Source organism: Aegicerativicinus sediminis (assembly GCF_015476115.1).
Lineage (GTDB): Bacteria > Bacteroidota > Bacteroidia > Flavobacteriales > Flavobacteriaceae > Aegicerativicinus > Aegicerativicinus sediminis.
In genome coordinates, this window is sequence record NZ_CP064295.1 from 1404880 (window position 1) to 1418610 (window position 13731).

Here is a 13731-nt window from a genome sequence, read left to right on the forward strand (position 1 = left end):
CAAATCTTTAGGCCATAAACTAAAATGAAACAGTTAGAAATCCTTAATCTCAATGCATATAAAAACCTTGGACGACTTTCATATATTTCCTTAGGGTTATTTCCATTTCTTAAAGAAAGTTTTGGCTCTATATGCATTATTTGTTGTTTTATTTTTGTTTTAGTTGATTTTTATAAAAACCATAAAGACCTTCAGCTTGGTAGTACTTTTTGGATTTTATCATCGGTATTTTGGATTTTTCTTGTTTTTCAAATAATAACTTTAAGATTTGATTTAAAAATAACCCTAAGGAATTTACCTTTTGTTTTTATTCCCTTAATCTTCAGGTTTATTCCGAATTATGTGTCTAGGAGTGATTTAAAATGGATTGTCAAATGCTTTCAACTGAGTGTTGTAATTCTTTTCTTTTTTAATCTAGCAATGTTTTTAAAGGGACACACAATTTTTAGTTTATTTGAAATTAGCCCCGAAAATATCCCGCTTTTTAGAAATTTTGTCTATAAAAATGGGGTAAATCAATTACACCCAACCTACTTTGGGTATTTCGCTTTGCTGAGTTATTCCATTTCATTCTACAAACTGGTTTATGATTATGAGGGAAAGGTTTATAGGAATGGGCATTTTGTAAACACAATAATTTGTGCTTCCATCATTTTTATATTGGTTTCCAAAGTCATTTTAATCCTATGGCTTTTAACTACAATAATTTTGGTGGCCTTTTTGCTTAAAACTAAAGTCAAAAAATTTAAGGCTTGGCGGTTAGCTATTGTAATATTTGGTTTTGTAGTGTTATCATTTCCTTTCAAAACTATGATCCAAGGAAGAATAAATGAAATAAGAACAGAAATTAATCGACCCATATCAGGCGATTATTTCAATTCAATTAATATCAGGGTTGCAATATTAAAATGTTCAGTAAAATTAGTAAAACATACGCCTTTTTTTGGATATGGACCTAACCAACAAGATTATTTGAACTTGTGTTATGCCGACAACTACAACAGCGACTTTTATGAAATTCAAACCTATAATTCACATAACTATTTTATCTATTTATTACTATATGGTGGATGGTTAATGTTGATATTGTTTTTGGTGTTTTTCGGCATGCTTTTTAAAACACTGAAAACAAATTTCCTATCCACCCTGTTCCTAGTCCAAATTTTAATTGTTAATCTTACCGAAAACTTTTTATATAGGCATTACGGTATCATAACATTTGTGCTTTTTTCAACAATCTTTGCTTACTTTGAAATTTTAGATGAGAAAAAGGGAAATAATGCATTATCAGTTTGATTAAACTTCTCATTTTTATCTATCATGTATCAGGAGCTAAATAATTTTCAACTGCCTCCCGGTTTTAGAGGAAAATCCAAAATAATTGTGCAACTATGGTGGCTATGTCAATGGTTTTTATTCAATCCATCACCTCAGGTGTGTTACGGCTGGAGAAGATTTCTGTTAAGATTGTTCGGCGCAAAAATTGGTAAGGGTGTTCTCATTCGACCTTCAGTTAAAATCGTTTATCCATGGAAGGTTACTATTGGAGACTATAGTTGGATAGGTGATGAAGTAAATCTTTATTCCTTAGGCCAAATTCAAATTGGCAAGAATACCGTTATTTCACAAAAATCTTATTTGTGTGGAGGAGGCCATGACTATACAAACAGAAACTTCCCAATCTATTCTAAACCGATAATTATTGAAGATGACTGTTGGATTTCAACAGATGTTTATATAGCTCCAGGAATCAGAGTCGGCGAGGGAACTGTTGTGGGTGCCAGAAGTAGTGTTTTCAAAGATTTGCCCGCTGGCAAAATATGTTATGGTTCTCCTGCAATTGTAATAAAAGAGAGGGAGTGCAAATGAAGGTTCTATTAATCAGCCTCAATTTCTATCCAGAAGATACTGCTATAGGACATTATTCAACTGAAACAGCATTGTATTTAAAATCCCAAGGATGTGAGGTAACTGTAATTGCAGGCTTCCCCTATTATCCCCAGTGGAAAATATGGGAAAATTATCAAAAAAAGGGGTTTTATAATAGTGAAAATTATCAAGGTATCAGAATTTTTAGGTTTAAACAATATGTTCCAAAAGAACCAAACTTTGTAAGAAGATTAATTCATATTTCTTCCTTTACTTTCGGCAATATCTTGAATATGTTTCGATCTGGTAGACAAGATGTTGTCATTGCAGTCGTCCCATTTTTAACTAGTATTTTTTTAGCTAAAATTCATAACCTTTTCTATGGTTCAAAGACTTGGACGCATGTTCAAGATTTTGAAATTGAAGCCTTAAAAAATTCAGGAATGGCCAAAAGAGGTAAATGGCAAATTAATTTGTTAGATAAAATTGAAAGTCAATTACTTCTAAAATCCCATCGAGTCTCAACTATAAGCCCACAAATGATCAATAAACTTAGAGATAAGAACATTGCAAACTCTTATTATTTTCCAAATTTTATAGATACTAAGGATTTTCAAAAATCAGTTGATGAAATTCATCCGTATTGTGAAATGGATAAATACAACATCCTTTATTCAGGAAATATAGGAGAAAAGCAGGATTGGGATTTATTTGTAGAGTTGGTTCAAAAATTAAAAGATGATAAAAAGGTAAAATTTGTTGTTGTTGGAGATGGCAGTAAAAAGAAATGGTTGAGTAAGACTTTAAAAGGGGTTTCTAATGCTGTCTTTTATGACCCAATACCTATGGATTATTTACCAAGTCTTTTGAATAGTGCGGACCTTCATTTGTTATTTCAAAAAAAATCCATAATAAATTCAGTGATGCCTTCAAAAATTTTGGGAATGTTGGGAAGTAACAAGCCAGTTTTGATTTGTGCAGCCGAAGCTTCAGGTTTGTGTGAATTAATAAATATTTCAAACGGAGGATATTGTTTTTCTGATTATAGGGTTGAGACTGTGTTAAGTGTTGTTGAAACTTTAATTAAGGAAAAACTAGATGGAAAAACCTTCCAAAGTAATGGCTTTATGTATGTTGATAATAATTTCTCCCGAATTAACGTATTGAAGGAATTTTATTTAGAGTTAACCGAAACACTTAATTAAGCTATATTTTGGGTTTTAATATTCCTATTTTTGCAACACCTAAATTAAAAACATGAAAATTTCCGTAGTTGGTACCGGATATGTAGGTTTAGTAACAGGAACTTGTTTGGCTGAAACCGGTAATGATGTTGTTTGTATAGACATCGATAAAGAAAAAGTTGAAAAAATGCAAAATGGGGAGGTGCCAATATATGAGCCTCACTTAGATGTAATTTTCGAAAGAAACATAAAAGCAAATCGTTTAAAGTTCTCCACCTCCTTAGAGGAGGGTTTAGAGCATGGGGATATTATTTTCTTAGCCCTTCCAACACCAGAAGATGAAGATGGCTCGGCTGACTTAAAATATATACTTGGTGTAGCTGATGACATCGGAAAACTTATCAAAGAGTACAAAGTCATCGTGGATAAAAGCACAGTGCCTGTAGGCACTTCGGATAAAGTTAAAGAGGCTATCGCCAAGAACGCTAAAGTAGAATTTGATGTGGTCTCTAACCCAGAGTTCCTTCGCGAAGGTTTTGCCGTAGATGATTTTCTTAAACCAGAACGCATTGTAGTTGGCGCAAGTTCTGAGCGCGCAACTAAGCTAATGGAAAAACTTTACAAACCATTTGTGCGTTCAGGTAACCCGATTATCGTAATGGATGAACGTTCTGCCGAATTAACTAAATATGCCGCTAATTCATTCTTGGCGACCAAGATTACGTTTATGAATGAAATCGCAAATTTTTGCGAATTGGTTGGTGCGGATGTTGACAAAGTTAGGATTGGCATGGGAACTGATTCTAGAATAGGGAAGAGGTTTTTATTCCCAGGTATTGGTTATGGCGGTTCTTGTTTCCCTAAGGATGTGAAGGCCTTGCATAAATCTGGAAAGGACGAAAACTACCAGTTTAAAATTTTGGATGCCGTCATCGATGTGAATGCTAAACAAAAAACTGCAATTATCCCTAAGATTAAAACCTATTTTAATGGGGATTTAAAAGGTAAAAAGTTTGCAATTTGGGGACTAGCATTTAAACCTGAAACAGATGATATACGTGAAGCTCCAGCCTTATATATAATTGATGAATTATTGGCAGCGGGTGCTGAAGTTGTTGCATTTGATCCTGAAGCTATGCCTAATGTAAAACGCAAACTTGGTGATTCTATAAGTTTTGCTGATTCTATGTACGACACTTTGGATGGCGCCGATGCACTGGTAATTTGTACTGAATGGAGTATTTTTAGAACACCAAACTTTAATAAAGTAAAAGATTTATTGAAGAACCCCGTTATATTTGATGGTCGTAACCTATACGATGTTAATGATATGATTGATCTTGGGTTTTATTATAATTCAATAGGAAGAAAATCTAGTTAATGTGGCAGAAACAGTATTAATCACCGGAGCAGCGGGCTTCTTAGGTTCTCATTTAAGTGACCGGTTTATAAAGGAAGGATTTAAGGTTATCGGTATGGACAACTTCATTACCGGGGATTCTAAAAACATAAAACATTTAGACTCTAATCCTAACTTTTCTTTTATAGAACATGATGTTACTGAGTTTGTGCATGTTGATGGTCCGGTTGATTATATTCTTCATTTTGCCTCACCAGCGAGTCCAATTGACTATTTAAAAATTCCAATTCAAACGCTAAAAGTGGGTTCACTAGGAACCCATAATTTGCTTGGATTGGCAAAGGCTAAAAATGCACGTATCCTTATTGCTTCAACGTCTGAGGTTTATGGGGATCCATTGGTTCACCCACAAACTGAGGAATATTATGGTAATGTAAATACAATTGGTCCGCGTGGAGTTTACGATGAAGCAAAACGTTTTCAAGAATCGATTACTATGGCCTATCATAGGTTCCATGGCTTGGAAACACGTATTGTTAGAATATTCAATACTTATGGGCCAAGAATGCGTCTGAATGATGGCCGTGTTATCCCTGCATTTATGGGTCAGGCCCTCAGGGGAGAGGATTTAACAGTTTTTGGAGATGGAAGTCAAACCAGATCTTTCTGTTATGTTGACGACCAGGTGGAAGGAATTTTTAGATTACTGTTTAGCGATTATTCAAGTCCTGTTAATATCGGAAACCCTCATGAGATTAGCATTAGGGATTTTGCGGAGGAGATTATTAAATTAACAGGAACAAATCAAAAAGTCATTTACAAAGACCTCCCTAAAGACGATCCAATGCAACGTCAGCCCGATATTACCCTTGCAAAAGAGTTGCTTGGCTGGGAGCCGAAAGTGGGTAGGGCTGAAGGTATGCGGATTACTTTTGATTATTTCAAAAATCTTACAGAAGAAGAACTTTATAAAAGTGAACATAAAGACTTTTCTAAGCACATAAAGTATTGATGTGAGTCTATTTAAACAAGGGCGTTATTCTGGATTACTGCGTCCATTTTCGTACTTTCTTGATTTATGTATTATAAATGGACTCGCACTTTTTGTTTATTTTCCAGATATTAATGGGATAGTCTTTATTTCGGTCATATCCGTTTCATGGATATTACTCTCCATTGCATCCAATTTTTATGAGGTTTATCGCTACACACGTGAGGTAACCATCATTTCCTTGTTGTTCAAGCAATTACTTCTGTTTACCTTAATAACATTTGCATTTTCAGGTTTTTATAGGGAATATGGGCTGATGCCTGACATCATCATTAAGTATGTTTTGCTAGTCTTCTTGCTGATCTCCATTGCAAAGTTTGCAGTTTTTTATCTACTCCAAAGATATCGTACAATACGTGGTGGAAATTATCGTAAAACGGTGATTCTTGGCAATAATAAACGAACTTTAGAATTACAGAATTTTTTCACAAACAACCCAGAATTTGGTTATGTCCACAAAAAAACCTTCGCGATTAAAAACTTAGATAATTTTTCTATTGAGGATTGTTTTAGGTTTATCATTGAGGAGAACATAGATGAAATTTATTGTTCAATTTCTGAATTAAGCAATTTCCAAATAGGTCAAGTAATAGATTTTGCGGACAACAATCTCAAGGTTTTAAAGTTTCTACCTGACAATAAAGAGATTTATTCCAAACGGCTTAAATATGAATATTACAATTATATCCCGGTTATTTCTTTAAGAAATATTCCTATTGACCAACCATTTAATGCATTTTTAAAACGCACTTTTGACTTTATATTCTCTTCCTTGGTCATCATTTTCGTGCTTTCTTGGCTTACCCCAATACTGGCAATATTGATAAAATTAGAATCCAAAGGGCCCGTGTTTTTCAAGCAATACAGAAATGGGTTCAATTACAGAGAATTTGAATGCTATAAATTTCGTTCCATGACTCCAAATGATGAAGCACACCTTAACCAGGTTACACGAGGTGATGAGCGAATTACCAAAATTGGTAATTTCATAAGGAAAACCAGTATAGATGAGCTTCCACAATTTTTCAATGTTCTTTTTGGCGATATGTCGGTTGTTGGTCCAAGACCCCATATGTTAAGCCATACGGATATATATGCTAGAAATATTGACAAATTTATGGTGCGTCATTTTATAAAGCCAGGAATAACAGGTTTGGCACAGATTAGTGGCTATAGGGGTGAAGTTGAATCTGAAAATGATATCATAGGCCGTGTTAAACACGACATCTTTTACCTTGAAAATTGGTCTCTCCTATTAGACTTAAAAATTATTGTAAAAACGTTTTTGAATACTGTTAAAGGCGAGGATAAAGCGTATTAAAGAATCTTTTCTAATTCGTTTATTTGTTTTGAATTTTCAAAATGAATTTTAGCCATTTCTTTAATTTCTGAACGTTTAATTGTGGAATAATTTTCAATTTTGAGATTCTTTATCAAAATGTTCAATTCTGAAAAGTTAGCTGGCTCAACCACCCAACCTAAATTAAACTCTGCAACCAACTCTCCGCCTTCACCACCTGCAAAATAAATCATAGGTAAACCTAAATGGGCATATTCAAATATTTTGGAAGGGACTGAACCATAAATACGGTTTCTCAGCGGAACGATTGCAAAATCATATTGCACTATTTCTTCATGTAGTTTCTGTCTCGGAAGACTTCCGTGAAATTGAACGTTTAATTCTGGTTGTTCGGCAATCAGTGTTTTTATTTGTTCCTCTTCAGGGCCAGATCCATAAATGTGAAATTCAAGCTTGGAATAGTCCAATTTTTGACACAATCCATAAATACCTTGAGCAATTCCCAAAAGGCCGGCATAAACCATTTTCTTCTTCCCTAAATCGCTTTCATATTGAGCTTCCGGTGCATTAAAATTTGGAAAATTTCGATATAATAAAGTTGGCTTTTTTGGCTCTAAAGTTGAAATGTGATGGAGAATTTCTGCGCTCTGACCAAGGATAATATTCGATTTTCTATAATTAAAGGCTTCCATTTGTTCCAAAAGGCTAAGGCTTTTTTTGGATTTAATAGCTTTCAACTCTTTGCCAGCCAATGGCCATAAATCACTCACATTCAAAATTAATTTTCGGCTTTTACTTTTCAACCAAAAGACCGAAGTAAAGGCTACAAAGAGTGGGGGTGATTGTATGATAACTGTTCTCGGCAACTTAGTGAATAGAAAATATAAACTAAGACTTAAGCAATATGAAGTAATTGATAATACGCGCCATAATTTATCCTTAGACTTACTAGGTAACAACCAAAGGCGATTTATTGCAATTCCATCAACTGTTGTCTTTGAGGTAAGTTTCCCATTATAGCCTTTGAAAATTTTACCCTCGGGGTAATTAGGTAGAGGTGTAACCACTGTTATTTTATGGCCTTTTTCTTTTAAACTTTTGGCCAACTGATATATTCGGTTTGAGGCTGCACCCATTTCGGGCGGAAAATAATTGGTAATTATGGTAATTTCCTTTTTCAAGCTTGAAAAAGATTAACCAGATTCTCTATGATACGTTCAGCGCTATTTCCGTCCCACAACTCTGGGATTGCTCCATAAGGCCATTGATTGTTATAAAGTTTTTCAAATGCAGCTTGAATTTTTGCAAGATCCGAACCGACTAAGACATTAGTCCCAATTTCACAAGTTTCAGGCCGTTCAGTATTTTCCCTTAATGTAATGCAGGGTACATGCATAACCGTCGCCTCTTCGGTGATTCCCCCCGAATCTGTAATTACGGCTTTGCAATGCTTCACCAAATAATTAAATTCTAAATAGCCCATTGGCTCAACCGTCAGTAAATTATCAAATTCATTCACTAAATCATTAAGCTGATTTTTAGTTCTTGGGTGCACCGGAAATACAATTTTGTAATTTTTTGAAGAGTGGACTATTGTTTTTAAAATGAATTCCAAATGTGAAAGTTCGTCAACATTATTTGGCCGATGTAGAGTTAATACGAAATAGTCTTTTTCATGCAAATGTGCAGTATTAAATATTTCAGGTTTTTTAAAATTAGATTCTTCATGTCTTAGTGTGTCTATCATTACATTTCCAACATAAAAAATCTGCTCATCTCTTACTCCAGTAGATTTAAGATTTTCATTTGCCAGTTTTGAAGTTGTAAAAAAATAGTCAGCTAGACAATCCGTTACCATTCTGTTAATTTCTTCGGGCATGCTTAGGTCCCAAGAACGAATACCCGCCTCTACATGTGCTAATTTTATATCTGCTTTTTTGGCCACAATAGCGCAGGCCATGGTACTTGTAACGTCGCCAACAACTACAACTAGGTCGGGTCGGTTATTGTTTAGGTACTTTTCAAAACCGATCATTATTGCGGCCGTTTGTTCAGCTTGGGTTCCACTCCCTACATTGAGATTAACCTCTGGTTCCGGGATGTTTAATTCCCTAAAAAAGTTGCCGCTGAGATTTTTGTCGTAATGCTGACCTGTATGAACCAACTCATAATTAATATTAATTCCCTGTTTGCTTTTTTTTTCAATGGCCCTGATTAATGGCGCAATCTTTATAAAGTTGGGACGAGCACCGGCGACAATTGTAAGTTTCATGTGGATAAAGTTAAATTATTAAACTGTTTTAACTTTCCGCTTTTCTGCCTTTCAATAAAATCCTTCCTAAAAAATTTATAGTGCAAATTAGGCTCTAAATACGAGGACATAGCCTTTTTTATTTTTTCAAATTGTTTGGAGTTTAGCTCCTTGTCACTCACATAAATGATATTAAACTCATTCATTGAAATTTGCTCAATAATAAATTCCTTTACATTATTGTTCTCTTCAATCAAGCTTTTTGTAACGTAATAAAGGGTCAATCCTGCAGCGGTTTTTCCACTAGGGAGTGTCACCAAATCGTTCGACCGACCAACCAGTTTATCAAGAACCGGAAAATCAGTATCAGATAAAGCAAAAGCAGCCAAATCCCCAATTTCATAGCGAATTAAAGGATGAGCCTTGTTATATAACGATGTAATTAAGACTTTTCCTATTTCTCCATTTTTTATCATTTTGCCATTGTCATCCACAATTTCTACAAATAGTGTTTCCCAGTTTATACGCCAGTTTTGTTCCTTATCTTCAAATGCGATTAAATCTAATTCTGAAGCGCCATACTCATTTATAACCTTAATACCAAACTGCTTTTGCATCAATTGGCGATCCTTCTCAAACAACATTTCGGAGGTTACTATACAAACTTTAAGACTTGGGCAAACCTCTTTCAATAGCACATGTCGTTCCTCTAAAAATTTTGCAAATTGAACAATCGCCGTTGTATAACCGTTGATATATTCAAAAGGGGTTTCTTTAAAAGTATTAAGGGTTTTCTCAAGGGAACCTTTACTTAGGTCGAAAATCGAAAAACGCTTTCTTTTAGAAAAATAGTCCTTAGTCTGTTCCTTTAACCTGCCAACAAATTCTTTTGGAATTCCATAAAAACGTGCTTGGTTGCTATTGTTCAAATCAATATTATGCCAACCAAACCGATTTTTAATTACAGCCCAAGTCAAGGCATGGCAAAATTTATCTTTGGCAAAAATAAATGGGTCGCCTGTGGAGCCACTCGTCTTATTTTGGTAGATTTTTTTATTCTTGTATGGTTTGCTGATGCGTTCATTTAATGGTCGCTGTAAGAGGCGTTTTGTAAGGATTGGTACTTCTTCCCAATTACTAATGGTTTTACCTCCAACAAAATTTATGTAATTCGGATTGTTTTTTAAATGATAATCTAAAATTTCCCTTCTTTGGTTCTCTTGATAGGACATTATATTCGAGCTGTATTCATTTTGAATTTCCTTTAAAAAGCGTTCTGCACTTTTTAATGGATAACCATTCAATTGTAGGGCCAAGTCGAATAATTTCAATTTAAATATCTTTTAAGTAGCCAACCAAAGTAACTAAGGTGTAAAGATTTTACAAGATAGCCATTGATATTTTATCAAATAGCTTCATTGCGGGCAACTTTTCCATCTAAAGCACTTATTTTTGCATTCCAAAGTAAAACTATAGTGGTAAACTGTACTACGACAATCAAAATTATAAATTCCAGTAGAAAACATGAACGTATTAATTCTAGGGTCCGGAGGTCGTGAACACGCTTTAACATGGAAGATAAAGCAAAGCTTATTATGTGACAATCTCTATGTTGCTCCTGGCAATTCAGGCACCTCCCAAATTGCAGAGAATGTGAAAATTTCTGTGAATGATTTTGAAGCTCTGAAGCATTTCGCTCTAGAAAAACAAATCGATATGATCGTCGTTGGTCCAGAGGACCCTTTGGTAAATGGGGTTTATGACTATTTTAAAAATTCAAAAACAACGGAGCATATTTCCGTAATTGGTCCTTCAAAGGTCGCTGCCCAATTGGAGGGAAGTAAGGATTTCGCCAAACAATTTATGTTTCGTCACGGGATTCCTACGGCCGCTTATGAGAGTTTTACCTCTGAGACCTTAGAGGAGGGTCTTAGTTTTTTAGAAAGCCTTAATCCTCCATATGTGTTGAAAGCTGATGGATTGGCTGCGGGAAAGGGAGTTTTGATTTTACAGGATCTAGCGGAAGCAAAAACTGAATTAAAAAATATGTTGGTTAATGCCAAATTTGGTGAAGCGAGTACTACTGTTGTAATAGAAGAATTTTTAGATGGCATTGAGTTAAGTTGTTTTGTGTTAACTGATGGTGAAGACTACAAGATATTACCGATGGCCAAGGATTATAAGCGCATTGGTGAAGGCGATACAGGTTTAAATACCGGTGGAATGGGTGCGGTTTCACCTGTTCCTTTTGCGGATGAAGCTTTTGTTAAACAAATTGAAGATCGTGTTGTCAAGCCGACCGTGGCGGGATTAAAAAAGGATAATTTGCCATACAAAGGTTTTGTGTTTATTGGTTTAATAAATGTGAATGGTGAAGCCAAAGTCATAGAATACAACGTAAGAATGGGTGATCCTGAAACGGAAGTTGTTATACCTCGTTTAGAGTCTGATTTATTGGAACTGTTGGTTGCTTTGGACAATGGAAATCTTAACTCTCAAAACTTAAGTATTGATGATAGGGCTGCAACCACAGTAATGCTTGTTTCTGGCGGGTATCCTGAATCTTATGAAAAGGGAAAAATAATAATAGGCCTAAAAAATGTTGAAGATTCACTTCTTTTTCATGCAGGGGCCATTGATAAGGACGATGAGGTAGTCACTTCAGGAGGTCGAGTGATGGCAGTTACCTCCTATGGAAAGGATTTTAAGGAAGCATTAAAGACATGTTATGCTTCTATTGAGAAAATTACCTTCGATAAAATGAACTACCGAAAAGATATTGGCTTTGATTTATAGGTAGGAGTGAGCAGTAATTGATTTGTTCTCCTCATTATTGTCATTGTATTTTTTTAATTCGAGCATCCAGTAAACGAAAGCGGCAAATCCAACAATTAAAAAAATCCAAGACAGAACATTTGCCAAAGTCCAACTCTCCAACTCTAATGATCGAAGGGCATCAAATGGCTTAAATAAGAAATTTACAAACAAATCTTCTATACCGTAAAAAAAGTCTTTCATAATATTTTCCTTGTATTCCCGATAAACTCTTAGGAAGTATAATCCTATATTTACCGAGCAAAGATAATAACAATTTGATGATATCAAGCTTTTTTGAAAAATCAAAACCAATTCATTCTGTTATTGCGGTATCCGTGTTGCTATTGGTCTTTGTATTTGCCAAGATTTCGGCCATTAGCGAACCCTTTTCATTATACCTCCTTTTCAAACAAATAGGTGTTTTTGCCCTTTGTGTTCTAACCGTTTTTCTACTTGATTTTCTGGTAAGTAAGAATAATTTAACTCGAAAGAATAGTTACAAGGTCTTGATATTCGTTCTTTTTGTAGCCCTATTACCAAATTCAATTTTGAATACGGATTATATAATCGCGAATATTTTTGTTCTTTTTGCAATGAGAAGACTTATTAGTCTTAGAAGTCAGAAACAAATAAAAAAGAAATTGTTTGATGCGGCCTTTTGGATTTCTCTAGCCACCCTTTTTTGCCCATGGTGCGGCTTATTCTTCTTTTTAATTATTATAAGTCTATTTCTCTATTCCATTGTGGATATTAAAAATTGGATAGTACCCATAATCGGAGTAGCTACGGTGGTAATTATAGGTTGGTCGTTTATGATTGTTGCAGGTATGGATTATGTGGCATACGTAAACAACATGTTTGGCGTTAGTTTCGATTTTTCAAAACTTAACGATTTAAGCATAGTTGTGGCTATAACACTCCTTCTATCTTATGGAAACTGGGCCATAATCTTTTACATCAAACAATTGAAATCGAAGAAAAAAAATTATCGGCCATCTTTCATAATCATTTTAGTAGCTGAAATCATTGCTTTAGCTGTAGCAGTGGTTATTCCGGATAAAAATGGCAGTGAATTCCTTTTTCTCTTTGCTCCATTAGCAATTATCCTCACAAACTATTTTGAAATTATTGAAGAAAAATGGTTTAGGGAAGTACTTATCATGCTTCTTATTGTTGCGCCAATTGTCAATTTAATTCTGTAATTTTTTTCCAAATGCTAAGTCACCCGCATCTCCCAAACCAGGCACTATATATCCATAATCATTAAGTTGGGGATCTACCGCAGAAATCCATAGGTGGGTATCTTCAGGAAAAGATTTTGAGATATAATCTAGTCCTTCAGTTGAACCAATTACAGAAATTAAGTGAATTGCTTTAGGTTTTCCGAAGGGCTCTAAAGCCTCGAAGGTGGAAACCATGGATTGGCCGGTAGCAAGCATAGGATCAGCTAATATCAAGGTTTTGTTATTTAAATCCGGGCAGGCTAAATATTCCACAACGATTTCAAATGAATGTGCATTAGTATGATGTCTGTAGGCAGAAATAAATGCATTTTCAGCATGGTCGAAAATATTCAATAAACCATTGTGCAATGGTAATCCAGCTCTTAACACGGAGCATAAGACTATTTCGTCTATTAAAACTTTAGATGTGCAAGTACCCATTGGTGTCGTAATTTCCTTCTGATCATATATTAATGTCTTGCTTACTTCAAAAGCCAAAAGTTCACCAATACGTTCAATATTTCGCCTAAATCGCATTGCATCCCTCTGTAGTTCTTTGGAGCGTAATTCAGCAACAAATTGATTTATTATTGATGATTTTTCTGAGAAATTGTGGACGATCATAAAGTTTGTATGTGCCGAGTAAAGTTAAGAAATAAGTATATTTGCAGTCTAA

13 protein-coding genes are annotated in these 13731 nt (G+C 34.7%); 8 read left to right on the plus strand and 5 right to left on the minus strand.

From position 1 onward, the window contains the following. Positions 1 to 24: 24 nt before the first annotated feature. The 6 genes from ISU00_RS05975 to ISU00_RS06000 are packed head-to-tail and all read left to right on the plus strand — an operon-like array spanning position 25 to position 6785. The gene (locus ISU00_RS05975; protein WP_228853138.1) at positions 25 to 1296 is read left to right on the plus strand and encodes an O-antigen ligase family protein; all 1272 of its coding nucleotides are present in this window, start codon (positions 25 to 27) and stop codon (positions 1294 to 1296) included. A gap of 24 nt (positions 1297 to 1320) precedes the next feature. Beyond that, positions 1321 to 1869, plus strand: coding sequence for a putative colanic acid biosynthesis acetyltransferase (locus tag ISU00_RS05980; RefSeq protein ID WP_228853139.1), 549 nt, complete (start codon positions 1321 to 1323; stop codon positions 1867 to 1869). Further along, entirely contained in the window at positions 1866 to 3074 is a 1209-nt protein-coding gene (locus ISU00_RS05985; protein ID WP_228853140.1) for a WcaI family glycosyltransferase, read from the plus strand. Before ISU00_RS05980 ends, ISU00_RS05985 begins: the two co-directional genes overlap by 4 nt. A 52-nt stretch (positions 3075 to 3126) precedes the next feature. Then, positions 3127 to 4434, plus strand: coding sequence for a UDP-glucose dehydrogenase family protein (locus tag ISU00_RS05990; RefSeq protein WP_228853141.1), 1308 nt, complete (start codon positions 3127 to 3129; stop codon positions 4432 to 4434). A gap of 1 nt (position 4435) precedes the next feature. Beyond that, complete coding sequence (locus tag ISU00_RS05995; protein ID WP_228853142.1) at positions 4436 to 5425, plus strand: UDP-glucuronic acid decarboxylase family protein; 990 nt, start codon at positions 4436 to 4438, stop codon at positions 5423 to 5425. Between the two features lies 1 nt (position 5426). Next, positions 5427 to 6785, plus strand: coding sequence for an exopolysaccharide biosynthesis polyprenyl glycosylphosphotransferase (locus ISU00_RS06000; protein ID WP_228853143.1), 1359 nt, complete (start codon positions 5427 to 5429; stop codon positions 6783 to 6785). Here ISU00_RS06000 and ISU00_RS06005 read toward each other — a convergent pair. From ISU00_RS06005 to ISU00_RS06015, 3 genes are read right to left on the minus strand one after another with little or no spacing between them, the layout of a single operon-like run. Beyond that, positions 6782 to 7945, minus strand: a complete 1164-nt coding sequence (locus ISU00_RS06005; protein ID WP_228853144.1) for a glycosyltransferase family 4 protein — start codon at positions 7943 to 7945, stop codon at positions 6782 to 6784. The two genes, ISU00_RS06000 and ISU00_RS06005, sit on opposite strands and share 4 nt — an antisense overlap. After that, positions 7942 to 9036 (minus strand): non-hydrolyzing UDP-N-acetylglucosamine 2-epimerase, encoded by a 1095-nt coding sequence (wecB, locus tag ISU00_RS06010; protein ID WP_228853145.1) that lies wholly within the window; start codon positions 9034 to 9036, stop codon positions 7942 to 7944. Before wecB ends, ISU00_RS06005 begins: the two co-directional genes overlap by 4 nt. After that, a complete protein-coding gene (locus ISU00_RS06015) occupies positions 9033 to 10346 on the minus strand; it encodes a phenylacetate--CoA ligase family protein (RefSeq protein ID WP_228853146.1) in 1314 nt (437 codons plus the stop codon). The genes wecB and ISU00_RS06015 overlap by 4 nt, the downstream gene beginning before the upstream one ends. Positions 10347 to 10539: 193 nt before the next feature. On the opposite strand from ISU00_RS06015, the gene purD reads away from it, so the two are divergent. Next, positions 10540 to 11811, plus strand: coding sequence for a phosphoribosylamine--glycine ligase (gene purD / locus ISU00_RS06020; protein ID WP_228853147.1), 1272 nt, complete (start codon positions 10540 to 10542; stop codon positions 11809 to 11811). Here purD and ISU00_RS06025 read toward each other — a convergent pair. Beyond that, positions 11806 to 12033: a DUF6341 family protein gene (locus tag ISU00_RS06025; protein ID WP_228853148.1), complete on the minus strand. Its 228-nt coding sequence runs from the start codon at positions 12031 to 12033 to the stop codon at positions 11806 to 11808. The genes purD and ISU00_RS06025 overlap by 6 nt on opposite strands. Before the next feature lie 77 nt (positions 12034 to 12110). On the opposite strand from ISU00_RS06025, the gene ISU00_RS06030 reads away from it, so the two are divergent. Next, entirely contained in the window at positions 12111 to 13034 is a 924-nt protein-coding gene (locus ISU00_RS06030; RefSeq protein WP_228853149.1) for a DUF6427 family protein, read from the plus strand. On the opposite strand, the gene upp is transcribed toward ISU00_RS06030, so the two are convergent. Continuing rightward, positions 13023 to 13679 (minus strand): uracil phosphoribosyltransferase, encoded by a 657-nt coding sequence (gene upp, locus ISU00_RS06035; protein ID WP_228853150.1) that lies wholly within the window; start codon positions 13677 to 13679, stop codon positions 13023 to 13025. The two genes, ISU00_RS06030 and upp, sit on opposite strands and share 12 nt — an antisense overlap. Positions 13680 to 13731 lie beyond the last annotated feature (52 nt).